Source organism: Brevundimonas sp. RM1, from assembly GCF_052907225.1.
The window spans coordinates 50654-72932 of the sequence record NZ_JBRERY010000009.1 but is presented as its reverse complement, the minus strand read 5'-3'; the positions used below and the strand labels follow the sequence as shown (position 1 = coordinate 72932).

The window sequence follows — 22279 nt, the reverse complement described above, 5'->3', positions numbered from 1 at the left end:
CCGTTTCAGGCCACAGCCGCCTTGCGCCCGATGCCGCCCCGCCAGTAGGTTCCGCCCCAATCAGCGGCCGCGCCATGTCGGCCTGAGCCGCGTCAAACCATAAGAGAGAGGAGACGCGTCATGCAGGACGCCGCCAAACTCGACCAGGAAAACCCCCTCGGCGTCGACGGCTTCGAGTTCGTCGAATTCACCGGCCCCGAGCCCGAAGCGATGATTTCGCGCCTGGAGCTGATGGGCTTCACCCCCACCCATGTGAACCCGGCCAACGGCGTGGTGCGCCTGAAGCAGGGCGACATCACCATGCTGGTCCACCGCACGCCCGCCGGGCAGGCGGCGGACTTCGCCAAGGACCACGGCCCATCGGCCAACGGCATGGCCTTCCGCGTCGCCGACGCCAAGGCCGCCTATGAGGGCGCGCTGGCGCGCGGCGCCCGCAAGGCTGAAGGCACGGGCGGCGGCGCCCTGGCTGGCGACTACCCCTATGTGCTGCAGGGCATCGGCGGCAGCCTGCTGTACGTCATCGACCAGTACGGCGAGAACGGCTCGCTGTATGACGCCTGGGACGAGATCGAGGGCTGGGAAGAGGCCGAGCGCAAGAACTCCGTGGGTCTGGAAATCCTGGACCACCTGACGCACAACGTCCGTCGCGGCGAGATGCGCACCTGGTCCGGTTTCTACAGCTCGGTGTTCAACTTCGAAGAGCAGAAGTATTTCGACATCAAGGGCAAGGCGACGGGCCTGTTCTCCCAGGCCATGATCGCGCCCGACCGCGCCATCCGCATCCCGCTGAACGAGAGCCAGGACGAGAATTCCCAGATCGAGGAATTCATCCGCCGCTATAACGGCGAAGGCATCCAGCACATCGCCCTGACCACCGAGAACATCTTCGAGACGGTCGAGGCCATGCGCGAACGCGGCGTCGACTTCCAGGACACCATCGAGACCTATTTCGAACTGATCGACAAACGCCTGCCGGGCCACGGCGAGGACGTGGAGCGGATGCGCAAGAACCGCATCCTGATCGACGGTTCGGACGAGGAAGGCCTGCTGCTGCAGATCTTCACCCAGGACACCTTCGGCCCGATCTTCTTCGAGATCATCCAGCGCAAGGGCAATGAGGGCTTCGGCAACGGCAACTTCCAGGCCCTGTTCGACTCGATCGAGCTGGACCAGATCCGTCGCGGCGTCATCAAGGTCGACGCCTGAATGCGGTTTCGGCCTCCGCACTGGCTGCCCTGGCTCGGTCCGCTTCTAGCGGCTGGGGCTGGGGCCCTGGCGGGCGAGTACTGGCTGGGGGGCGGCTTCTGGATGGTCCTGGCCGCCGCCCTGGTCTGCGGCTTCGCCCCCATCCTGGCCCACCGCCTGTGGCGACGCCTGCATCATAAACGCTAGACTAAGGCGGAGGGGCCTGGGCGATTGACGCCGCCTCTCCGGCTCGTCTGCCATCGCGGCCGATCCGCCTCCCTCGCGAAGGGAGAAAAAGAATGAATGGGGAGCTTGAAATGAAATCCATCGCCTTGGCCGCCGCAGCGGCCGCCGCCTTGCTGGCCTGCCCGGCCGTCGCTCAGGATGCGCCGCAATGGTCGCTCGCCATCCACGGCGGCGCGGGCGTGATTGAGCGCGCCCAGCTGAGCCCCGAACGCGACGCCGCCTATCGCGCAGGCTTGCAAGCCGCGCTGGACGCCGGATCGGCCGTGCTGGCGCGCGGCGGCTCGTCGCTGGACGCCGTTCAGGCCGCCATCGAGGTGATGGAGGAGAACCCCCTGTTCAACGCCGGGCGCGGCGCCGTCTTCACCTCGGCCGGGAAGAATGAACTGGACGCCGCCGTCATGGACGGAACGGACCTGAACGCCGGGGCCGTCGCGGGCCTGACCCGCACCCGTCACCCGATCGCCGCCGCCCGCGCGGTGATGGAGAAGTCGCCCCACGTCATGCTGATCGGCGAAGGCGCCGAGACCTTCGCCCGCTCGGCCGGGCTGGAGGAGGTGGCGCCGTCCTTCTTCTTCACCGAAAGCCGCTGGCAGGCCCTGCTGAAGGCGCTGCGCGACCGGGGCGAGCCCCTGCCGCCGCGCCCGGAAGGCGCGCCCCCCGAACCGGCCCGCCTGGGCCCGGCCGCGCCCCTGGCCTTCAATCTACATGAGGCTCCGCTGGACGAGCGCAAATTCGGCACCGTCGGCGCCGTGGCCGTCGACAGCCAGGGCCGCCTGGCCGCCGGAACCTCGACCGGCGGCACCACGGCCAAACGCTGGGGCCGGGTCGGCGACGTGCCGATCATCGGCGCCGGCACCTACGCCTCCAACGCCGACGGCTGCGCCGTCTCGGCCACCGGCACGGGCGAGTATTTCATCCGCGCCACCGTCGCGCGCGACATCTGCCGTCGCACCGCCGAAGGCGCCGGCGTGCAGCAGGCCGCCGACGCGGAAATCGCCGAGGTAGGAAGCATCGGCGGCGACGGCGGCGTCATCGTCATGGGCAAGGACGGCGTGCACGCCTTCTCGATGAACACCTCGGGCATGTATCGCGGCGCCGTCTCATCGACCTCGCCCGCGCGCGTCGCCATCTACGGCGACGAAGCAGGCGCGCGTTGAGACCTAAAGGCGACCATTCCGGCGTCGTCGTGCCGCCGCCGGTGATCTATTTCGCCTTCCTGCTGGGCGGGTGGGGGCTGGGCCAATGGCTGGCCGAGCCCTCGCTGGGCCTGGCGACCGAGGTCCGGCGCGGCGTCGCCCTGACCTTGATCCTGGGCGGCCTGCTGCTGGATGGAGCGGCGGCGGGCCATTTCCGCCGTCTGGGCACCCCGCCCGAGCCGTGGAAGCCGACGACGGTCCTGGCCACGGGCGGCCTCTACCGCTTCAGCCGCAACCCCATCTATCTGGGGTTCGCCGTCACCTATCTGGGGCTGGCGATCGCCATGGACAGCCCGATCGCCCTGGGCCTGCTGATCCCCTGCCTGATCGTGATCGACCGCTTCGTCATCGCCCGCGAGGAACGCTATCTGTCTGCTCGTTTCGGCGCCGAATACGACGCCTATCGCCAGAAGGTCCGTCGATGGCTGTGAGCCCTGAACCTCCCGCGCCCCATGCCGACGAACTGTCGGAAATGGCCATTGAAGAGCTGGACGCCGCCTGCGGTCTGCGCTGGGTCGAGCTGAAGGCCGTCACGCCCTGGGGCGACACCTATGAGGGCATGGCCCCATCCGGCCGCACGGTTGAGATCGAGCGCCGCTACCTGTGGGCGCACGAACCCGCGGGCGCCGTCATCGTCGAGGTCGAGGTCCGCGACCCGGCCCAGCAGACCGGCGCCGAAGCCCGCGCCGTCATCTCGCCCCCGAACAGTTGATCGAACGGCGTCCGCCCCCCTCATCTCCCCGCTTCCCAATCGCCTCAGCCAAGACTAGCCTCGCCTTATGAAACTCGCCTCGCTCAAGCACGGCCGTGACGGCCGCCTCGTCGTCGTCTCCAACGACCTGAACTGGTTCACGGACGCCTTTCTGATCGCGCCGACGCTGCAGGCGGCGCTGGACGACTGGGAGCGGTGCGAGCCGCTGCTGCGCGCCCTGGCCGAGAGCCTGGAGCACGAAGCCGTGCCACGCGGCCGCTTCCACGAGCGCGACGCCGCCGCCCCCCTGCCCCGCGCCTATCAGTGGGCGGACGGCTCGGCCTATGTGAACCACGTCGAGCTGGTGCGTAAGGCGCGCGGCGCCGAGATGCCGCAGAGCTTCTGGACCGATCCGCTGATGTATCAGGGCGGCTCCGACGGCTTCCTCTCGCCGCGCGACGCCATCCCGCTGAAGGACGAGGCCTGGGGCTGCGACCTGGAGGCCGAGATCGTGGTCGTGACCGGCGACGTGCCCCTGGGGGCGACGCGCGAAGAGGCGCTGGCGGCGATCCGCCTGGTCGGCCTGGTCAACGACGTCAGCCTGCGCAACCTGATCCCGGCCGAACTGTCCAAGGGCTTCGGCTTCGTCCAGTCCAAGCCGGCCAGCGCCCTGTCGCCGGTCTTTGTCACGCCGGACGCTCTGGGCGACCGCTGGACGGACGGTAAGCTGTCGGGCGCCCTGCTGGTCCAGGTCAACGGCCAGGACTTCGGCCGCGCCGACGCGGGCGTCGACATGACCTTCGACTTCGGCACGCTGATCGCCCATCTGGCCAAGACCCGCGCCCTGGGCGCCGGGACGATCATCGGCTCGGGCACGGTGTCGAACAAGGACGCCGACGGCGGCCCCGGCAAGCCGGTGTCCGAAGGCGGCCTGGGCTACAGCTGCATCGCCGAGATCCGCACGGTCGAGACCATCCAGACCGGCGCGGCCAAGACCCCCTTCCTCAAGCACGGCGACACCGTCCGCATCGAGATGCTGGACGACAAGCATCACACCCTGTTCGGCGCCATCGAACAGACGGTGGCGGCGGCCTGAGGCGTCCGACGTAAAAACTGGCGGCGGCTGCGCTTCATCGATTGACGCGACCACAGCCGCCGCTAGATTGCGCCGCCTTGAGCCTAGCCGTGCCGGTGTGGTGGAATTGGTAGACGCGCCGGACTCAAAATCCGGTTCCGCAAGGAGTGTCGGTTCGAGTCCGACCACCGGCACCAGCTGACTTCAAGTCTCCGCTGAGGATTGGAGCGACGCTCTCCTCGGCGCATCATATCCCGCAAGACGACCCGTCGGCGAAATCGCGGACGCCTCAACGAACAAGGGCGCGGCGCCGACTAGAGCCCCGTCCTCGGCGCAGAACGGATTCATCTGCCGCTCCCAGCCGCCGTTGAGCGAGCAGGAATAGCAACCCGACAGCATCACGCAGACGCCGAGGACCGCCAGGGCTTTCCATGTGCGTGCGAGCATCATCGTCCTTCCTCGTCCCTCGCCTTCAACGCGACCTGTAGCACAGTCCCCGCCCGCGACGCCGATCGCGGCGCAGCGTGCGCGCGACTTGTGCATTTCAAGAAAACAGCCCCCTTGAACAAGCGGACACAAGTGTCCACTTAGCGCCTCATGACCCGCCCCTTGCGACAAGACGCCGCGGAACGCCGCGAAAGGCTGCTGAAGGCGGCCGAGGAGGCCTTTGCGCGCGACGGGCTGGACGTGCCTCTGCATCTGATCGCCGAAAAGGCCGGAGTGGGGCGGGCGACGCTGTATCGAAACTTCGCCGATCGGTCGGAGCTGGTGTTGGCGATCTTCGTCGAGCAGATCGAGGATCTGGGCCGCCGCACGCGCGCGCGGTTGAATGATCCGGACGTCTTCCTGTGGTTTCTGGATCAGATGGCAGCCCTGATGATGGGCAGCGCCGGCCTGTCCACCGCCATTCGCGACCTGAAGGTCGAGGCGATGGAGCCGGTGCGGCGAAGCCTGCGCGAGGCCGGCGCCGAGGCCCTGGCCGTCTCGCAGGCGGCGGGGCGAGTGCGGGCCGATCTGACCGTCGAGGACATTCGCGTCCTGGCCCTGATGCTGGGCGCGCCGTCACGGGCCGTCGTCTCGTCCGAGGATCGTATCGCTCTCAGCCGCCGCTCGCTGGAGCTGGCGCTCGAGATGGTGCGCGCCCAGGGCGGAGCGCGCGCATGAGCCGCCGTCACTGGAATCTGCCCTGGGAAGAATTCTTCGCCACGCTGAAACCGCACGAACGGCCGGTCATGCCCGGTTCGCCGTCGACGCCCGACCATACGATGCCCTGGCGCCTGGCCTATGGGCTGGTGGGCGCCCTGGTCACCATGACCGGCAGCCTGGGCAATGCGGCGGTGACGGCCAACCAGCCGCAGTTGGCGGGATCGCTGGGCGTGACCCTGGCCGAGGCGGCCTGGCTGCCGGTCATCTTCGTCATGACCAACGCCAGCATGAACCTGCTGCTGGTCAAATTCCGCATCCAGTACGGCCTGCGGCTGTTCGCCGAGATCGTCTTGATCGTCTTCCTGGCCGCCGCCCTGGCCCACCTGTTCCTGCAGGACTTCGTCTCGACCCTGGTGGTGCGGGCCGTCGCCGGGGTCGCGGCGGCGGGCATGACGACGCTGGGCATCCTCTACATCATTCAGGCCTTTCCGGCGCAGCACCGGCTGAAGGGCATCATCCTGGGCGTCGGCCTGTCCAGCCTGGCCATCCCAGCCGCGCGACTGGGCGTCACCACCCTGCTGGACCGCGATCTGTGGCGGGCCTTCTACATGTTCGAGGTGGGGCTGGTGCTGGTGGCCCTGCCCGCCGTCTTCGCCCTGAAGATGCCGCCCGCCCAGCGCATCAAGAGCTTCGAGCCGCAGGACTTCATAACCTTCGCCCTGTTCGCGCCAGGCATGGCGCTGCTCAGCGCCGTGCTGGGTTTGGGGCGGATCGTCTGGTGGTTGGAGGCGCCGTGGGTCGGCTGGGCCCTGGCCGCCGCCGTCCTGTTGCTGTCGGCCGCCGCCATCCATGAGTACAACCGCGCCAATCCCCTGATCGACCTGCGCTGGCTGGCCGGGCGTGACATCGTGCGCCTGATGCTGGCCATCCTGCTGATGCGGATCGTCCTGTCGGAACAGACGACCGGCGCGGTCGGCTTCCTGCAGCAGATGGGACTGGGGAACGACCAGATGCACAGCCTGTTCTGGGTCATGCTGGCGGCCACGGCGGCGGGGTCGCTGGTCAGCGCCTTCACCCTGAACCCGAACAAATTGTGGAAGCCGATCTCCATCGCGCTGGGCCTCATCGCTCTGGGCGCCTATCTGGACAGCCACGCCACCGTGTTGACGCGGCCGAGCGAGCTGTACGTCAGCCAGGCCCTGCTGGCCTTCGCCGCCGCCTTCTTCATCGGACCGACGATGATCATCGGCTTCGGCAAGGTGCTGCAAGGCGGCGGCAAGAGCTTCATCAGCTTCATCATCTTCTTCTCCCTGTGCCAGAACGTCGGCGGCCTGATGGGCTCGGCCCTGATCGGCACCGTCCAGACCCTGCGCGAGAAGTTCCATTCCAATCAGTTGGCCGAGAGCATCGGCCTAGGCGATCCCGAGACGGTGCAGCGGCTGCAACAGCTGGGCGGCGCCTACGCCCACGTCATCGACGACCCGGCCCTGCGCCAGAGCGCGGCCCTGCGCCTGCTGCACCAGCAGGTCAGCCAGCAGGCCCAGGTGCTGGCCTACAACGACGTCTTCCTGATGATCTCCGTCGTCGCCGCCGTCGGCGCCGGCTGGGTCGCCGTCAACCATTACCGCCCCCGCATCGAGGCGCTGTGCGCCCGCCGTCGCGACGCCGCCCAGGCGAGCCAAGCGCCAGCGCCCTCCGCCGAGTGAACCGGACCCGACCATGACCGACGCTTCCCCCTCCGCCCCGCCGCCTCCCGCTCAAGCGCCTGCGCCTGCCGCGCCTCCGCCCCTGGTGTCCAGGACGCGGCGGATGATGTGGGGCGTGGTCCTGGGCGTGATCGCCCTGATCGGGGCCGGGCTGATCCTGCACGCCTGGGGCCTGCCGCCGTTCTCGGGCGGACCGCAGACGACGGACAACGCCTATGTGCGCGGCCAGGTGACGATCATCAGCCCCCAGGTCAGCGGCTATGTCACCTCGGTCGAGGTGCAGGACTTCCAGACGGTGAAGCAGGGCCAGCTGCTGGCCACCATCGACGACCGCATCTATCGCCAGCGGCTGGAGCAGGCGCAGGCCTCGCTGCACTCGGCTGAAGCGGCCCTGGCCAACTCGGCCCAGAGCCAGGCCTCGGCGCGCGGATCGGTGGCCCAGACGCGCGCCGCCATCGCCGCCGCCCAGTCGGCCGTGACCAAGGCTCGCGCCGACGCGACGCGCGTACGCACCCTGTTCGAGGGCGGCTGGGTCGCCCAGGCCCAGGTCGATGTGGCCCAGAACGCCCTGCGCGCCGCCGAGGCCCAGCTGGCCGAAACCCGCGCCGCCGAGGACGTGGCCCAGACCGGCGTGACCTCGGCCGTGGTCAGCCGGGGCTCGCTGGAGGCCGCCGTCGAGAACGCCCGCGCCCAGGTGCGGCTGGCCCAGATCGACCTGGACAACACCCGCATCGAAGCGCCGCGCGACGGCCGCCTGGGCGAGATCTCCATGCGTCAGGGCCAGCAGGTGGCGGTCGGCACGCAGATGACGGCCCTGGTCCCCGACGTGGTCTGGGTCACGGCCAATATGAAGGAGAACCAGATGCGTGACGTGCGCGTGGGCCAGCCGGTCAAGATCACCGTCGACGCCCTGGGCGGCCGCGTCCTGACCGGCAAGGTCGAGCGCATCTCACCCGCCACCGGCTCGGAGTTCAGCGTCATCCGTCCCGACAACGCCACCGGCAACTTCACCAAGGTGGCCCAGCGCATCCCCGTCCGCATCGCCGTCGATCCGGGGCAGGAAGGCGTCGAGCGTCTGTCGCCCGGCATGTCGGTGACGGCGCGGATCACGGTGAAGGACTAGGCTCCGGCTCGGACCCTGCTCATCGCCTGTCTTATTGTTGCAGCGCAAAAAACTTCACCTTTGCAGGGTTGCGTCAGCCTGTCGCAGGCGGCATCTGCTCTCCATGACCCGAGCCCCGACCCCGCCCGCCGAGATCGAGGCCAAGCCGTCGCTTCCCGCCAAGGGGCCGGGCTTCGCCGAATTCGTCTGCCTGATCGCCGTGATGATGGCGCTGAACGCCCTGGCGATCGACGCCATGCTGCCGGCCCTGCCCCACATCGGCCAAGACCTGGGCGTGACCAATGAGAACAGCCGTCAGTGGATCATCACCGCCTATCTGCTGGGCTTCGGCGGGGCGCAGCTGTTCTATGGCCCGCTGTCGGATCGTTACGGACGACGCCCCGTGCTGTTCGCGGGCATCGGCGTCTATGTCGCCTTCAGCGTGCTGGCCGCCTTCGCCCACAGCTTCGACCTGCTGATCCTGTCGCGCGTCGGCATGGGCGTGGGCGCAGCGGCGACGCGGGTGCTGGCCGTCTCCATCGTGCGCGACCGCTATGTCGGACGGACCATGGCGCGCGTCATGTCGCTGAGCTTCCTGGTCTTTCTGGGCGTGCCGATCATCGCGCCCGCCGTGGGGCAGATGATCATGCTGGTCGCGCCCTGGCCGTGGATCTTCGGCGTCTTCGCCCTGTCCGGCGGGGCCTTCCTGATCTGGGCCGGGCTTCGCCTGCCCGAGACCCTGCATCCCGAGGACCGGATGCCGATCAATCTCGGCCGCATCGCCGGCGCCTTCCGCTTCGCCCTGACCCACCGTCAGGGGATGGGCTACACCCTGGCCATGACGGTCATCAGCGGCGCGCTGTTCGGCTTCATCAACTCCTCGCAGCAGATTTTCTTCGACGTGTTCAAGGCGCCGGGCCTCTTCCCCGTGGTCTTCGCCCTGGTGGCGGCGGGCATCGCCGTGGCCTCGATCCTGAACGCCCGCCTGGTCGAGAAGCTGGGCTCGCGCCTGATCGCGCACACGGCCCTGATCGGCTTCATCGGCTTCAGCGCCCTGCACGCCGTCATCGCGTACCTGGGCCACGACAGCCTGTGGATGTTCGCCGCGCTGCAGGCCTGCAAGATGTTCTGCTTCGGCTTCATCGCCGGCAATTTCGGCGCCATGGCCATGGAGCCGATGGGCCATATCGCGGGCACGGCCTCCTCGGCCCAGGGCTTCATCTCCTCGATCGGCGGCGCCTTGCTGGGCTTCGCCATCGGCCAGCAGTTCGACGGTTCGACCGTGCCGATGACCGTGGGCTTCGTCCTGCTGGGCGTCGCGGCGTTGGCGCTGGTGCTGACGGCCGAGAAGGGGCGGTTGTTCAAGGCGCATCACCTGCCGCCGCCCGCAGCAAAGGCTTGATCTTTCGGGCGCGAGGGGGCCTTTTCGGGCGCATCTGAATACGGAGCGTTCGATGACCCTGAAGCTGGTCGGGCGGGTTTCCGCCCTCGCCCTCGCCGCCGCCCTCGCCACGTCCCTGGGCGCCTGCGCCACGACCGGAGAGATCACCCCCATGACTCCGCTGGTCCCCGTCGCGCCGGCCCCGGCCCCCGCGACCGACTACGTCAACGACGCCCACTCCTACGCCCGCCCGGCCGAGGCGCGGGTGACGCACGTCGACCTGGACCTGGCCGCCGACTTCGCCGCCAAGACGTTATCGGGCAAGGCCACGCTGGACGTGACCGGCCGTCCCGGCGCGACCGAGGTGGTGCTGGACGCCAAGATGCTGGACATCAAGGGCGTGACCGACGCCCAGGGCCGCGCCCTGCAATGGAGCCTGGGCGCGTCTGATCCGATCAAGGGCCAGCCCCTGACCGTGCGCATCCCCGCCTTCCAGGGCGGCGAGACGCAGAAGATCGTCATCGACTATTCCACCCGCCCCGACGCCTCGGCCCTGCAGTGGCTCAGCCCGCAGCAGACGGCGGGCGGCCAGAAGCCCTATCTGTTCAGCCAGGGCCAAGCGATCCTGACCCGCACCTGGATCCCGACCCAGGACAGCCCCGGCATACGACAGTCCTACACCGCCCGCATCACCGCCCCGGCTGATCTGACCGTCGTCATGTCGGCCGAGCAGCTGACGCCGAAGGGCGAGGCGGCCGGCGCGGGGACCAAGGCCTGGCGCTTCAAGCTGGACAACCCGATCCCGCCCTATCTGATCGCCATCGGCGTCGGCGACCTGGCCTTCGCCCCGTTCGACGAGCGCACCGGCGTCTGGGCCGAGCCGAGCCAGCTTCAGGCCTCGGCGCACGAGCTTCAGCCGACCGCCGAGATGGTGGACGCGGCCGAGGCCCTGTACGGCCCCTATCGCTGGGGGCGCTACGACCTGCTGGTCCTGCCGCCCAGCTTCCCCTTCGGCGGCATGGAGAACCCCATGCTGACCTTCGCCACCCCGACCATCATCGCCGGGGACCGCTCGCTGGTCTCGCTGGTGGCGCACGAGCTGGCGCACTCCTGGTCGGGCAACCTGGTGACCAACGCCACCTGGGACGACTTCTGGCTGAACGAAGGCTTCACCTCCTATTTCGAGAACCGGATCATGGAGGCCGTCTACGGCCGCGACGCCGCCGTGCAGGAGCAGGTTCTGGCCTGGGGCGGGCTGCAGGACGAGTTGAAGGAGCTGGCCCCGGCCGACACCCGTCTGCACCTGGAGCTGACCGGGCGCGATCCCGACGACGGCATGAACACCATCGCCTATGACAAGGGCGCCGCCTTCCTGCGGACCATCGAACAGATCGCCGGGCGCGAGAAGTTCGACGCCTGGCTGCGCGGCTATTTCGAGCGCAACGCCTGGCGGCCGATGACGTCGGAACGCTTCCTTCAGGACATCCGCACGCACCTGATCAAGGGCGACGCGGCCCTGGAGCAACGGCTGCAGCTGAACGCCTGGGTCTATGAACCGGGTCTGCCGTCCAACGTCCAGGCGCCGGTGTCGCACGCCTTCGAGCCAGTCGATGCGGCCGCCCGCGCCTTCTACGTCGCCAAGGGCCCGGCCTCGGCCGTGCCGTGGAAGGACTGGAACACCCAGCAGCGCCTGCGCTTCCTGTCGTGGCGGCCCGAGGGGCTGGCGGCGGGCGCCGACTGGCTGAGCCCGGCCCAGCTGGCCGATCTGGAAAGCACGCTGAAGCTGGACCGCGAAGGCAACGCCGAACTGGTCTTCGCCTGGCTGCAGGCCGCCCTGGCCAACCGCTACGAGCCCGCGGTCGCCACGGCCGACCGCTTCCTGACCAGCCAGGGGCGGCGCAAATTCGTCCTGCCGCTGTTCCAAACCCTGTGGGCCGAAGGCGACTGGGGCCGCCCGATCGCCACGCGCATCTACGCCAAGGCCCGACCGCTGTATCACCCTGTCACCAGCAACTCGGTCGATCAGGTGGTGGGGCGTCCGTAAGACCGCCTAGAGGTTCGTCACCTCCGCCCCGTCCTCGCGCGCCAGCCGGTCCGCGAGGATGGAGCGGTGGCAGCCGCAGGCGTCGGCCTCGAAGCACAGCAGGGCGACGCGCCGTTCGCCCGCCGCGTGGCGCAGCTGCTGGAAGGCGGCCTCGGCGTCCGGCTCCTGCATATGGGCGTTGAAGACGGCGCGCATGGTCGCGGCGTCGCCCTTGCGCGCCGCGTCGCGCCCGGCCTTGGGCGTGCCCAGGGCGCGCAGTTGCAGATAGTCGAGCCCCTCGGCCTTCAGGCTTTCGCTCAGCACGGTCTTGGAAAAGCCGGCGATGCGCGACGAGGCGACCGCCCGCACGTCGGCGACCAGTTCGACCCCCGCCGCCTTCAGCCGGTCGATGACCTGGGCCTGCGTCGCGCCTTCATAGCCGATGGTGAACAGCTTCATGCGGCGATGATGCGCGCAGGATCGCTTGACGCCAAGCCCGGCTGCGGCTCCCCTGCGCCGCGACTGGAGGCGCTGATGATCCGAACCCTGAAGACCCTGTCCCTGGCCGCCGCCCTGATGCTGGCGGCCGCGCCTGCGGCCTACGCCCAGAACCTGCTGATCCGGGGCGGGCCGATCCATACCGGCGACGAAGCCCGGCCGACCGCCGAGGTGGTGGTCGTGCGCGACGGGCGCATCGCCTATGTCGGCGCGGCGAACGGCGCCCCGTCGGCCGAGGGGCTGGAGGTGGTGGACCTGAAGGGGGCGGCGCTGTTCCCCGGCTTCACCGACGGCCACGCCCATCTGGACGGCATCGGCTGGCGCGAGACGACGCTGAACCTGGAAGGCTCCGCCTCCATCGTCGAGGCCATGCAGAGGCTCCGCGCCTGGGCCGAGGCCCATCCCAAGGGCGTCATCGTCGGACGCGGCTGGATCGAGACCCATTGGCCCGAGAAGCGCTTCCTGACCGCCGCCGATCTGGACGCCGCCGCGCCGGGCCGGATCGTGATGCTGACCCGCGCCGACGGCCATGCGGTGGCCGTATCCAGCGCGGCGATGAAGGCGGCGGGGATCGACGCCTCGACGCCCTCGCCCTCGGGCGGGGACATCCTGAAGGGACCAGACGGCCGGCCGACGGGCATGCTGGTCGACGCCTCGGGCGACCTGATCTCGGGCCTGGCGCCGCAGGCCGATGCGGCGGCCACGCGCGCGGCCTATCGCGCGGGCTTCGACGTCTACGCCCGCTACGGCTGGACCGGCATCCACTTCATGAGCGCGCCGTGGAAGGACGTGCCCCTGCTGGAGCAGATGGCGCGCGACGGCGAGGCCACGGCCCGCGTCTACAACAACATCGACATGGGCGACGCGCGCGCCCTGATGGCGGGCGGCCCGCGCGACGCGGGCGACGGCCTGGTCATCACGCGGGCGATCAAATTCTACGCCGACGGCGCCCTCGGCTCGCGCGGGGCCAAGCTGTTCGAGCCCTATTCCGACCGGCCCGAGACGTCCGGCCTGATGCTGGCCTCGCGCGAAGAGGTCATGCCCCTGTATCAGGAGGCGCTGCGCACCGGCATCCAGATCGCCACCCACGCCATCGGCGACCAGGGCAACCACGACGTCGCCGCCTGGTATGAAGAGGCGCTGCGTTCCGTGCCCAAGTCCGAGTGGAAGCTGGCCGACCCGCGCTGGCGCATCGAGCACGCCCAGATCATCCGGCCCAGCGACTATCACTACTTCGACGAGCTGCCGATCATCGCCTCCATGCAGCCCAGCCACGCCATCGGCGACCTGCATTTCGCCGCCGACCGCCTGGGCGACGCCCGGCTGGACGGGGCCTACGCCTGGCATACGCTGGTGGATCGCGGGGTGATCGTGGTCGGCGGCTCGGATGCGCCGGTCGAACGGGGCGATCCGCTGATCGAGTTCTACGCCGCCGTGGCGCGGCGCGATCTGAACGGTTTCCAAGGGCCGGACTGGCGCCCGAATGAAGCGGTCGATCGGGCGACGGCGTTGAAGATGTTCACCCTGTGGCCCGCCTACGCCAGCTTCCGAGAGAATGAACTGGGCACCATCGCGGTGGGCAAGCGCGGCGACTTCACCGCCTTCGACATCGACCTGATGACCGTCCCCGCCGCCGACATCCCCAAGGGCCGAGCCGTGCTGACGGTCGTGGGCGGGCGCATCGTTCACCGAGCGGACTGAGGGGGCCGGCTGAAGGGGCTGGCGGATCGGGCGGAATCCCGCCCCTTCTCGTTGCGAGGCGGGGCCGCTTCGGTTAAGCCCCGCCCATGAGATTTTCGCCTCCGGCTGCGTCTGCGGCCGGGGCTTGGCGTTGGAGCGTCTGAGATGGCTGATTTCGCCCCCGGTCTGGTCACCGTGTTCGGAGGCTCGGGCTTCATCGGAACCCAGGTGGTGCGCGCCCTGGCCCGTCGCGGCTGGCGCGTGCGCGTCGCCGCGCGCAACGCCAAGAGCGCGCCCGTGCTGCACATGGCCGGCGACGTCGGCCAGGTTCAGGTCGTCCGCTGCGACATCACCGACAAGGCTGCGGTGGCGCAGGCCGTGCGCGGCGCCGACGCCGTGATCAACCTGGTCGGCATCCTGTTCGAGACCGGCGGCCGCAAGTTCCAGACCCTGCACGTCGAGGGCGCGACCAACGTCGCCGAGGCGGCCAGGGCGGCGGGCGTCAAGCGCCTGACCCACATCTCGGCCCTGGGCGCCGACGCCAAGGGCAAGGCCGACTACGCCCGCACCAAGGGCGAGGCCGAGGCCGCCGTGCGCGCCGCCTTCCCCGGCGCGGTCATCGTGCGCCCGTCGATCGTCTTCGGCTCAGGCGACCAGTTCCTGAACCGCTTCGCCGCCATGGCGACCTGGTCGCCGGTCCTGCCGTTGATCGGCGGCGGCCAGACGAAGTTCCAGCCGGTCTATGTCGCCGACGCCGCCGAGGCGATCGCCCGCGCGACCGTCGCCTCCGAGGCCCAACGCGAGACCTATGAGCTGGGCGGCCCGTCGGTCTGGACCTTCGAAGACATCCTGAAGTTCATCCTGCGCGAGACCAACCGCAGGAACATCCTGCTGCCCCTGCCCTTCCCGGTCGCGCGTCTGATCGGCTCCCTGGCCCAGATCCCGGCCGTGATCGGCCTGGCCCCGGCCCTGACCAAGGATCAGGTCGTGCTGCTGGAGAGCGACAACGTCGTGGCGCCGGGCGCCAAGGGCCTGGCCGATCTGGGCGTCGAGCCCTCGGGCCTGGAAGCCCTCGCGCCGAGCTATCTGTGGCGCTACCGCGACGGCGGCCAGTACGCCGAAAGCCCTGCCGCCTGATCTCAGATACGGCTCAAGAAAAACCCCTCGGGACCGGCGTCCCGAGGGGTTTTTAAATCACGCGGCATGAGGGCGTCAGAGCGCGCCCGTCACGCCTAGGCCGATGATGCCGACGACGCCGACCACGATGCGCCACCAGGCGAAGGGGCCGAAGCCGCGCTTGGACACGAAGTCGAGCAGGAAGCGCACCACGGCCAGGGCCGAGACGAAGGCGGCGATGAAGCCAATGGCGATCAGGCCCAGGTCGCTGAAGTCCAGTACGTCGCGGTTCTTGAACAGGTCATAGAAGACCGCCGCGCCCATGGTCGGCAGGGCCAGGAAGAAGCTGAATTCGGCCGCCGACCGCTTGTCCGTGCCCAGCAGCAGGCCGCCGGCGATGGTCGCGCCCGAACGCGACACGCCGGGGATCATGGCCAGGCACTGGAACAGGCCGATCAGGAAATAGACCCGGAAGGGATAGCGGTCCGCATCGAGATAGGCTGGAACCTTGCGCATCCGGTCCAGCCACAGCAGCAGCACCCCGCCGATGATCAGGGCGACGCAGATCACCAGCGGCGTCTCGAACAGCACCGTCTTGATGAAGCCGTAGGCCAGGAAGCCGATCACCACCGCCGGCAGGAAGGCGACCAGCAGGCCGATCAGGAAGCGTCGCGCCTCCGGGTCGAAGGGCCAGCGCGTCGCAAGCGTCCACAGCCGCTTGAAATAGACGCTGATGATGGCCAGCAGGGCGCCCAGCTGGATGACGATCTCGAACGTCTTGCCGGTGCTTTCAAAGCCGAGGAAATGCCCCAGCAGCAGCAGGTGGCCGGTGGACGACACCGGAATGAACTCGGTCAACCCTTCGACCAGACCCAGAAGGATCGCCGTCAGCCAGTCCGCCATGAATGCTCCGTCTCGATCTTTACGTCGGGCGCGCTGCGCCCTGCGGCGTCCCGTCTCCTCTCCTTAGCGTCCCAGCCCCGCCGCCGCCATTGGCGCGGGCGCTGTTTTGGGCGACAAGGGCAGGGAAATGACCGCCTCTCCCCTCGACGCCGCCCATGAGACCACGCGCCGGATCACCACCTTGTCGGTGGCGACGGCGGTCCTGCTGATCGTCATGAAGGCATTCGCCCTGGGGGCGTCCGGTTCGGTCTCCATCCTGGCCAGCCTGGCGGATTCGGCGTTGGACCTGGTGGCGTCGCTGGCGACCTTCTTCGCCGTGCGCTGGGCCGCCGCCCCGCCCGACGACGACCACCGCTATGGTCACGGCAAGGCCGAAGGTCTGGCTTCGCTGGTGCAGGCGGGCATGGTGCTGGCCTCGGGCGTCTTCATCGGCTGGGAGGCGGTGCAGCGCATCTTCGATCCCCGCCCTGTCACCTCGGGCGGCTGGGCCGTGGGCGTGGTCCTCCTATCCATCGCCGTCACGGCGGGTCTGGTGTGGATGCAGACCCAGGCGATGAAGAAGACCGGCTCCCTGGCCGTGGCGGGCGACCGCGCCCACTACGCCGCCGATCTGGCCGCCAATGTGGTGGTGCTGGTCGGAGTGATCTCGGGCACCTTCCTCCAGGCGCCGGGACTGGACGCGGCGGCGGGCCTGGTGGTCGCGGTCTGGCTGGCCTGGGGCGCCGTCAGCCTGCTGAAGGACGCAGCCGGCCACCTGCTGGACCGGGCCGCCTCGGACGAGGAGCGCGCCGCCATCGTCGCCGCCGTGACCGAGGACGCCCGCGTCGCCAACGTCCACCAGTTGCGCACCCGCATGGCGGGCCAGGCCCTGATGGTGCAGATGCACGTCGACCTGGACCCCGACCTCAGCCTGAAGGCTGCGCACGACATCATCCTGGATGCCGAGAAGCGGGTGCTGAAGGTCTTTCCCCACGCCGACATCCTGATCCACGCCGACCCGCGCGGCGCGGCCGAACCGCACGGCGGCGCCTTCGCGACGACGCGGCCGGAGACGTCGGACGCCGCCTCGCCCCAAGCGCCCTCGCCGCAAGCCGGACCCTGGTCCTGATCCCCTGCGACAATCGCGCGCGGTAAACGGAGCCTATAGGAACCGCCGCGCCACGTCATTGATTTCATTAGGTTAGCGCCCGCGCCGCGTCCGACTTCGGTTAAAGTATCGGCCTAAGTCGGAAGCTTTAGGGCGTAGGGCAGGGGACGCGACCTCGCCCATCGGAAAAGAAGAACGCCCCGACGGCGGCGGCCGCCGGGGCGCTCTCACGGCGAAAGGGCGTGACGCGCTCCGCCCTCGCGCCGCAACCGGTCAGCTGAAGGCGGCGGCCGAGGTCGTGACGTCGCCGGTTTTCGGCACGGTGCCCACCGTCAGCACGCGGAAGGCTGCGCCATCGGCGGCCACCACGTCGATGCGGTCGCCCGCCTTCAGATAGCCGCGCACGTCGTTGAAATAGCCGGCGGCGACGACGGCCGTCACGGCGTCCGCACCGGCGTGATAGTGCCACATCTGCTTGCTGCCGGACGCGCCGGCGACGCTGTTCAGGTTCGCGACCTTCGACAGCTGGGTCTTGTTGAGGGCCATGGGGGCGATCTCCGTCTGAAGGACCGCCACCACGGCGATCATGGCGAAAGGCTAGGCGCTGGGACGATCACGCAACGCCGTCGCAGCCTCGGCCCGTATGCCACTCGACCAGACGCGCCAGCAGGTCCGCCACCTCGGCGCGGTTCTTGGCCAGACGGATGATCGCCGCGCGCCAGGCAGGCGGGATGGCGGCCTCCCCTTCCGCAGGCAGGCCCGTAGGGGCGACGGGGCAGCGCAGCAGTTCCGCCGGCGGCGTATCCTTCACCGTCCGCACCACCACCAGCGGCTCGGGCGGCTGGGCATCAGCATCCCGGTGCGCGCAGGCCGCCAAGGTCGTTGACAGCGCAAGCCCAGCCAGCGCCCACGCGATTGTCTTCCTGAACAGCCGCATCGGCCGCCTCCATCCTGGCCAGCGTCTCGGCCGTTCGTTTCGACATGGCGGCCGCCAGGGCGGCGTCCGCAGCTTCCTTGCCCATGCGTTCATCCAGCGCCGCGATCAGATCGGCGGCCGTGGCCGTGGTCAGGTCTCTTTCGACCTTGGCCAGGCGGCGAACCTCGATCAGGCAGGCCGCGCCCCAAGCGCGCTTCTTCGCCTCATGCGGGCGGAAGGCCGCGCCCGCCGCCTCGCAAGTCTGGTCGCCCCAGCGGATCAGCCCGTCGCGATCCGCCTGGGCCTGCGTCCACAACACATAGAAGACCGCCGCCACCCCGCCGACGATCAGCAGGATGGCGAACTTGCGCCCCTCCCAGGCCAGACGCAGCAGGGTGGCGACGGCGCTCATCAGGCATGCCCCGACAGGCGTTCGCGCAAAGCGTAGCCTTCCAGCGGCCACAACTGCTTGATGGCGTCTTCATACGCGAACAGGCGGCCCGTCTCGGCGTCGAAGTTCTCCGGGCTCGCGGGCGCCGACTTACCGATGACAGTGAAACCGTTCTGCATGACGAGGATACAGATCGTCAGAAGGCGAAGTGGATCCCCTTCAAAACTTACTGTTCCTTCGGCCGCACAAACTCCCTGATCGGCCGTGAAGTAATGGGCGCGGCTGATTTTGGCTTTCATGTCGTCCAGCGACACGCGCGGGTGCGTGGCGCGGGCGGCGCTATAGGCTTCGGTGGCTTTCAAGGCTTCGCTGTCCATCTCAGGCTCCTATGCGAATGGCAGGAAAGGGCCTGCCGCCCATTCTGACGTCAGGCTTTGATCCCCGGCGAATAGACCGTCCGGCCGTTCACCTTGCGCGCCGTCAGCTTCTGGCCGCGCTTGCCGGGGCCGAAGCCCACATGCACCCACTCGCCGAACTCCTCGATCAGCTGATCGAAGCCGGTCAGGTGCTTGGCCAGATGCGCCGCCACCTGGGCGGGCGTGCCGAACCGGGGGCAGATGAAGTCCACCGCGTGGCCCGTCATGTGCGCCGAGGACTTCGACCCGCCGACCGCCGCATTCACCGCCGGGCTGCGATAGCCCGACAGGACGATGATCGGATGATCGCCCAGCAGGGCGCGCACCTTCTCCATGCGGTCGGCTGTCAGAACCAGCGTATCCAGCACCAATGGCGGCGGGACGTTGCTGATCCCCTTGCGGGCGGCAGTCGCCGAGACGGTCAGCTCGGCCAATGAGAAATGGTCGGACAGGCGCATCAGCGTCGCTCCTCTTCACGATGTTCGCCGCACCAATCCGGTGCGGCGGTTTGAGGCAGGGTCTGGCTTCCGTCTTCATGCAGCGTCGGCGGAAAGCGTTTGCACGTCCCGAGGTCCGCGAAGTCAGGAAGCCAGTGTCGGCAGGTCGCGCACCGGGGCATCAGCCGTTCCCTCCGGGTCGTTTCAGCCAGGTCCGCGCGGCTTCGGGCAGGACGGCGAACACGCCCTCGATCATCAGCAGCACGGACTTCTCAATCACGGGCGCGGCCTTGATCGCCAGGAAGCCGCCCCAGAAGGCGATCCCGCTGGCCACCGCGACGTGCAGGTTGATCAGCACCGCCAGCGCCCAGGCCGTGTATCCGGCCATCATCGTGCCCAGCAGGGCGCGGAACAGGCGCTGGGGCCACGTCAGCCCCTTTTCCCAAAGGGCGACGAAGCTGGATCCGATCAGGGCGTGCAGGAACAGACTGCCGCGCACGTGGTCCCAAAGCTCGATCAGGACGGGTTTCCACTGCATCAGATGCCCCCCTGCTGGCGCCCGGACTCTGCGGCTGTTACCGTCCGTGCATGGACTGGCATCTGGAACAGGTCGAAGGCGCGACCGCCTTGGTCGTGGCGTTCACCAGCTATGGCGAGGACGGTGCGCCGCCGACCGCTCACGAATGGCGTGGGTGCCTGGCGCCGGTTCCGTGCCACAAGCTGTTCCTGCTGGACCGCCGTCAGCACTGGTATCACTCGGGGGTCGAGGGCTTTTCGCGCGACCTGCCTGACACGGCCGGGCGCATCCGCAATCTGGCGGCCGACCTGGGCGGACGGCGCATCATGACGTTGGGAAGCTCGATGGCCGGATACGCCGCTCTGCGGGTCGGCGGCCTGGTTCGAGCGGATCACGTGCTGGCGCTGGCGCCCTGGACCACGATCGACGCCCGCTGGCGAGACCGCTATGGGATACAACTGTTGGAGCCGAAGGTGGCCGAGGCGCAGGCCGCGGCTGGCCCATCGGGCTGCGACACCGTCGCACAATACCTTCGTGGTTCGACGCCGCGCGGCGTTCACGCCGTCTTCGATCCCGGCAACATCCATGACCGAATGCAGGCCGAGCGCCTGAAGGAGGCCAGCCCGAACTATCGGCTCGACATGCGGGCAGGCGCCGGGCATCTGGTCGGCTTCGCCATGGCGCGGGCGGGAGAGATCACGAGGCAGGTTCAGGACTGGCATGGATCAGAATCTGTTTCCGAACACGCCAATCGACATTTCCCCAACAGGGTCGATCAAACTGCCGGCGGTGTTGAAGATGCGCACGCGAACCAGGTCGGTCTGTTCGGTGAACACGACCGCCGGCATGATCAGGTCGTTGGACGACGCCAGATAGGCGTTGCGGCTGCTCTTCAGCGGGCGTGAGTAGGTGATCGTGTAATCGCCTGGGCCGTGACGCGTCACGCTGGCGACGTTGCGACATCCAGCCAGGTTCAGCGCCCCCGTGGTCGCCGTGAACCGGGCCTGGGCTAGCGGACCGCCCGGCTCGACCATGTCCCGCCCGCGCCACAGGCTGGTGTTGTCGGGTCGGTTGCCGGCGTCGATCACCTCCCATGCCGCGCCCTGCGCTCCGGTCAGATCGACATAGGGCCGCGACGGATCATCGACATACTCCGCGCCCACGGTGCCGAAGCCTACGCCGCCCATCCACAGATGCGCCGCCACGCCGGGTGCGCAGTCGAACTTGACGTTGCTGTTGACGTAATGGTCCGCCAGGCCGCGCGCGAACCCGCCACCGATGATCGTGTGAGACGACGCCTGGGTCGGGTGTGTCAGCCACAGGTCCGCCACGCCCTGGTTCAGTTCGGCATAGACGCCGACCATGGTCAGGCCGCCGGCGCCTTCGACGCCGCCGTCCTGCATCTTCAGGCCCCAGGAAGTCTCGCTGCTACCGTTGCCTTCAATCGTGCCGCCCAGCCAGTTGAAGGACGCCGCCCCCTCGACCAAGCCGCCATACTCGCTGTTCACCCCCACGATCACGTCGCGGAAGGTGTTGGCGTTGGGAAAGCTGAAGGCCTGCCGGCGGAACCGGAAGCCGCGTCGGTTGCCCCGGATCTTCAACGCGTCGAAGGTCGAGGCCAGAACATCGTTGCCGTCGAGGCCGTAACCCATGCCGATAATCGTCATCCGCGCCAGGTAGAGGTAGATCGCCTTGTCGATCTTCACGCCGATGGAGTTGGGCGCGTTCCCGCCCTCAATGCGCAGATCCATCATGGCCAGCGGCGTATGCCCGCCGCCGTCGGAGCCGCCGCGCACGTCGAAACAAGCGCCGCCGTGGTCGGAGATGAACACGGTCGATCCGTCCGCCCCGCCACGAATGACGGGCTTGTGGCGGTCGAAATCAGAGCCAACGGCGCTCCGGTCGATCACCAACGGCGCGGTCGTGCGGAAGATCGCACCCGGCTCTGGTTCCCAGCGATAACCCGTCGCCAACGCGCGGTCGATGGCGCGTTGACAGGCGGCGGTGTCGTCGGTCGATCCGTTGCCCGTAGCGCCGCGTCCCCAGGTGTTTATGTACGGCGCGAAGCGGCGAGCCAGAGGAATCGGAATGGTTTCGGTATCAAGAGCAAAGACCTTATCGGCTTTTTTCTCTATGGCTCTCGCCGCTTCCAGTACGTCTGGAGGCGACACTTGGGCCTCCCCCACCTCAACCATAACGGCGCGCCTCAAATCACGTCGAACCTCCTGCAGCTGGGCCTGAGCCTCCTCGGCGTCGCCCTCTAATGTCGCTGAGCGAACGACCCCATTTGGAGTATGCTCGCGCATACGCGCTGCCGGCAGCTCGGAATAAACCCATACGAGGTCTCCGCCTTGCGCCGCTTCGGTCAGCCGCGCGTTGAACCCGGACTGGACCACGTCAACAGGCGTCACCGAAGGCGGAGAGAGCGTCACAGTCCCACCCGCCCGTTGTAGACGAACACGCAGCCCTTCCGCCTTTAACAGGGGAAAGTCTGCCGGGAAGTCCGTCTGCCCCGCGGTGGCGGTGAATGGACCAGCGATCCGGTCATTTTCAGGTAGAGCTGCCAT

Annotated in this window: 23 protein-coding genes and 1 tRNA gene; 15 read left to right on the top strand and 9 right to left on the bottom strand. The window is 68.7% G+C overall.

The window, feature by feature from the left end; genetic code table 11:
• Nucleotides 1–120 precede the first annotated feature (120 nt).
• The 12 genes from hppD (at nt 121) to ACU5AP_RS10185 (ending at nt 11772) form a co-directional block, all read left to right on the top strand.
• Entirely contained in the window at nt 121–1206 is a 1086-nt protein-coding gene (gene hppD, locus ACU5AP_RS10240) for a 4-hydroxyphenylpyruvate dioxygenase (RefSeq protein WP_003164029.1), read from the top strand.
• Entirely contained in the window at nt 1207–1392 is a 186-nt protein-coding gene (locus tag ACU5AP_RS10235; protein WP_003164030.1) for a hypothetical protein, read from the top strand. It begins immediately after the preceding gene.
• 110 nt (nt 1393–1502) lie between these two features.
• Nucleotides 1503–2588: an isoaspartyl peptidase/L-asparaginase family protein gene (locus ACU5AP_RS10230; protein ID WP_088411002.1), complete on the top strand. Its 1086-nt coding sequence runs from the start codon at nt 1503–1505 to the stop codon at nt 2586–2588.
• Nucleotides 2585–3058 (top strand): methyltransferase family protein, encoded by a 474-nt coding sequence (locus ACU5AP_RS10225; RefSeq protein ID WP_446681204.1) that lies wholly within the window; start codon nt 2585–2587, stop codon nt 3056–3058. Before ACU5AP_RS10230 ends, ACU5AP_RS10225 begins: the two co-directional genes overlap by 4 nt.
• Nucleotides 3049–3339 carry a hypothetical protein gene (locus ACU5AP_RS10220; RefSeq protein WP_052748106.1) on the top strand — a complete coding sequence of 97 codons (291 nt, stop codon included), beginning with the start codon at nt 3049–3051 and terminating at the stop codon, nt 3337–3339. Before ACU5AP_RS10225 ends, ACU5AP_RS10220 begins: the two co-directional genes overlap by 10 nt.
• A 67-nt stretch (nt 3340–3406) precedes the next feature.
• The gene (locus ACU5AP_RS10215) at nt 3407–4414 is read left to right on the top strand and encodes a fumarylacetoacetate hydrolase family protein (RefSeq protein ID WP_003164036.1); all 1008 of its coding nucleotides are present in this window, start codon (nt 3407–3409) and stop codon (nt 4412–4414) included.
• A gap of 91 nt (nt 4415–4505) precedes the next feature.
• A tRNA-Leu gene (locus ACU5AP_RS10210) sits at nt 4506–4590 on the top strand.
• A 412-nt stretch (nt 4591–5002) separates the two neighbouring features.
• Nucleotides 5003–5557 carry a TetR/AcrR family transcriptional regulator gene (locus tag ACU5AP_RS10205; protein ID WP_446681203.1) on the top strand — a complete coding sequence of 185 codons (555 nt, stop codon included), beginning with the start codon at nt 5003–5005 and terminating at the stop codon, nt 5555–5557.
• Nucleotides 5554–7245 carry an MFS transporter gene (locus ACU5AP_RS10200; RefSeq protein ID WP_003164038.1) on the top strand — a complete coding sequence of 564 codons (1692 nt, stop codon included), beginning with the start codon at nt 5554–5556 and terminating at the stop codon, nt 7243–7245. Before ACU5AP_RS10205 ends, ACU5AP_RS10200 begins: the two co-directional genes overlap by 4 nt.
• 13 nt (nt 7246–7258) lie before the next feature.
• Nucleotides 7259–8368, top strand: a complete 1110-nt coding sequence (locus ACU5AP_RS10195) for an HlyD family secretion protein (protein WP_244911890.1) — start codon at nt 7259–7261, stop codon at nt 8366–8368.
• A gap of 103 nt (nt 8369–8471) precedes the next feature.
• Nucleotides 8472–9749 carry a multidrug effflux MFS transporter gene (locus ACU5AP_RS10190; protein ID WP_128719404.1) on the top strand — a complete coding sequence of 426 codons (1278 nt, stop codon included), beginning with the start codon at nt 8472–8474 and terminating at the stop codon, nt 9747–9749.
• A gap of 52 nt (nt 9750–9801) precedes the next feature.
• Nucleotides 9802–11772: a M1 family metallopeptidase gene (locus ACU5AP_RS10185; protein WP_446681202.1), complete on the top strand. Its 1971-nt coding sequence runs from the start codon at nt 9802–9804 to the stop codon at nt 11770–11772.
• 6 nt (nt 11773–11778) lie between these two features.
• Here the strand turns inward: ACU5AP_RS10185 and ACU5AP_RS10180 are convergent, their stop codons facing one another.
• Nucleotides 11779–12210, bottom strand: coding sequence for a DUF488 domain-containing protein (locus ACU5AP_RS10180; protein ID WP_191001977.1), 432 nt, complete (start codon nt 12208–12210; stop codon nt 11779–11781).
• Nucleotides 12211–12285: 75 nt separating this feature from the next.
• Between ACU5AP_RS10180 and ACU5AP_RS10175 the strand changes: the two genes are divergently transcribed.
• Both ACU5AP_RS10175 and ACU5AP_RS10170 read left to right on the top strand, forming a co-directional pair.
• Entirely contained in the window at nt 12286–13950 is a 1665-nt protein-coding gene (locus ACU5AP_RS10175; protein WP_128719401.1) for an amidohydrolase, read from the top strand.
• A 144-nt stretch (nt 13951–14094) separates the two neighbouring features.
• The gene (locus ACU5AP_RS10170) at nt 14095–15066 is read left to right on the top strand and encodes a complex I NDUFA9 subunit family protein (RefSeq protein WP_446681201.1); all 972 of its coding nucleotides are present in this window, start codon (nt 14095–14097) and stop codon (nt 15064–15066) included.
• A 75-nt stretch (nt 15067–15141) separates the two neighbouring features.
• Here ACU5AP_RS10170 and ACU5AP_RS10165 read toward each other — a convergent pair whose 3' ends face one another.
• Nucleotides 15142–15948, bottom strand: coding sequence for an undecaprenyl-diphosphate phosphatase (locus ACU5AP_RS10165; protein WP_046654460.1), 807 nt, complete (start codon nt 15946–15948; stop codon nt 15142–15144).
• Between the two features lie 127 nt (nt 15949–16075).
• Between ACU5AP_RS10165 and ACU5AP_RS10160 the strand changes: the two genes are divergently transcribed.
• The gene (locus ACU5AP_RS10160) at nt 16076–17056 is read left to right on the top strand and encodes a cation diffusion facilitator family transporter (RefSeq protein WP_446681200.1); all 981 of its coding nucleotides are present in this window, start codon (nt 16076–16078) and stop codon (nt 17054–17056) included.
• Nucleotides 17057–17308: 252 nt separating this feature from the next.
• Here the strand turns inward: ACU5AP_RS10160 and ACU5AP_RS10155 are convergent, their stop codons facing one another.
• From ACU5AP_RS10155 to ACU5AP_RS10125, 7 genes are all read right to left on the bottom strand, one after another.
• A complete protein-coding gene (locus ACU5AP_RS10155) occupies nt 17309–17581 on the bottom strand; it encodes a hypothetical protein (RefSeq protein WP_446681199.1) in 273 nt (90 codons plus the stop codon).
• Nucleotides 17582–17648: 67 nt separating this feature from the next.
• Nucleotides 17649–17912, bottom strand: a complete 264-nt coding sequence (locus ACU5AP_RS10150; RefSeq protein WP_446681198.1) for a hypothetical protein — start codon at nt 17910–17912, stop codon at nt 17649–17651.
• The gene (locus ACU5AP_RS10145) at nt 17884–18363 is read right to left on the bottom strand and encodes a hypothetical protein (protein ID WP_446681197.1); all 480 of its coding nucleotides are present in this window, start codon (nt 18361–18363) and stop codon (nt 17884–17886) included. Before ACU5AP_RS10145 ends, ACU5AP_RS10150 begins: the two co-directional genes overlap by 29 nt.
• The gene (locus ACU5AP_RS10140) at nt 18363–18719 is read right to left on the bottom strand and encodes a Gp49 family protein (protein ID WP_446681196.1); all 357 of its coding nucleotides are present in this window, start codon (nt 18717–18719) and stop codon (nt 18363–18365) included. The genes ACU5AP_RS10145 and ACU5AP_RS10140 overlap by 1 nt, the downstream gene beginning before the upstream one ends.
• Nucleotides 18720–18769: 50 nt before the next feature.
• Nucleotides 18770–19216, bottom strand: a complete 447-nt coding sequence (locus ACU5AP_RS10135) for a D-Ala-D-Ala carboxypeptidase family metallohydrolase (protein WP_313425167.1) — start codon at nt 19214–19216, stop codon at nt 18770–18772.
• Between the two features lie 160 nt (nt 19217–19376).
• On the bottom strand, nt 19377–19733 hold the full coding sequence (locus tag ACU5AP_RS10130) for a hypothetical protein (RefSeq protein WP_313425166.1): 357 nt from the start codon (nt 19731–19733) through the stop codon (nt 19377–19379).
• Between the two features lie 704 nt (nt 19734–20437).
• The gene (locus ACU5AP_RS10125; RefSeq protein WP_446681195.1) at nt 20438–22279 is read right to left on the bottom strand and encodes a hypothetical protein; all 1842 of its coding nucleotides are present in this window, start codon (nt 22277–22279) and stop codon (nt 20438–20440) included.

Coding starts and splice junctions, on each gene's coding strand:
- ACU5AP_RS10185 (WP_446681202.1), top strand. CDS start 9,802: ATGACCCTGAAGCTGGTCGGGCGGGTTTCCGCCCTCGCCCTCGCCGCC.
- ACU5AP_RS10215 (WP_003164036.1), top strand. CDS start 3,407: ATGAAACTCGCCTCGCTCAAGCACGGCCGTGACGGCCGCCTCGTCGTC.
- ACU5AP_RS10190 (WP_128719404.1), top strand. CDS start 8,472: ATGACCCGAGCCCCGACCCCGCCCGCCGAGATCGAGGCCAAGCCGTCG.
- ACU5AP_RS10145 (WP_446681197.1), bottom strand. CDS start 18,363: ATGAGCGCCGTCGCCACCCTGCTGCGTCTGGCCTGGGAGGGGCGCAAG.
- ACU5AP_RS10170 (WP_446681201.1), top strand. CDS start 14,095: ATGGCTGATTTCGCCCCCGGTCTGGTCACCGTGTTCGGAGGCTCGGGC.
- ACU5AP_RS10130 (WP_313425166.1), bottom strand. CDS start 19,733: ATGCAGTGGAAACCCGTCCTGATCGAGCTTTGGGACCACGTGCGCGGC.
- ACU5AP_RS10230 (WP_088411002.1), top strand. CDS start 1,503: ATGAAATCCATCGCCTTGGCCGCCGCAGCGGCCGCCGCCTTGCTGGCC.
- ACU5AP_RS10140 (WP_446681196.1), bottom strand. CDS start 18,719: ATGGACAGCGAAGCCTTGAAAGCCACCGAAGCCTATAGCGCCGCCCGC.
- ACU5AP_RS10155 (WP_446681199.1), bottom strand. CDS start 17,581: ATGGCCCTCAACAAGACCCAGCTGTCGAAGGTCGCGAACCTGAACAGC.
- ACU5AP_RS10160 (WP_446681200.1), top strand. CDS start 16,076: ATGACCGCCTCTCCCCTCGACGCCGCCCATGAGACCACGCGCCGGATC.
- ACU5AP_RS10135 (WP_313425167.1), bottom strand. CDS start 19,216: ATGCGCCTGTCCGACCATTTCTCATTGGCCGAGCTGACCGTCTCGGCG.
- ACU5AP_RS10165 (WP_046654460.1), bottom strand. CDS start 15,948: ATGGCGGACTGGCTGACGGCGATCCTTCTGGGTCTGGTCGAAGGGTTG.
- ACU5AP_RS10195 (WP_244911890.1), top strand. CDS start 7,259: ATGACCGACGCTTCCCCCTCCGCCCCGCCGCCTCCCGCTCAAGCGCCT.
- ACU5AP_RS10175 (WP_128719401.1), top strand. CDS start 12,286: ATGATCCGAACCCTGAAGACCCTGTCCCTGGCCGCCGCCCTGATGCTG.
- hppD (WP_003164029.1), top strand. CDS start 121: ATGCAGGACGCCGCCAAACTCGACCAGGAAAACCCCCTCGGCGTCGAC.
- ACU5AP_RS10235 (WP_003164030.1), top strand. CDS start 1,207: ATGCGGTTTCGGCCTCCGCACTGGCTGCCCTGGCTCGGTCCGCTTCTA.
- ACU5AP_RS10200 (WP_003164038.1), top strand. CDS start 5,554: ATGAGCCGCCGTCACTGGAATCTGCCCTGGGAAGAATTCTTCGCCACG.
- ACU5AP_RS10125 (WP_446681195.1), bottom strand. CDS start 22,279: ATGGCAGCTCTACCTGAAAATGACCGGATCGCTGGTCCATTCACCGCC.
- ACU5AP_RS10180 (WP_191001977.1), bottom strand. CDS start 12,210: ATGAAGCTGTTCACCATCGGCTATGAAGGCGCGACGCAGGCCCAGGTC.
- ACU5AP_RS10220 (WP_052748106.1), top strand. CDS start 3,049: ATGGCTGTGAGCCCTGAACCTCCCGCGCCCCATGCCGACGAACTGTCG.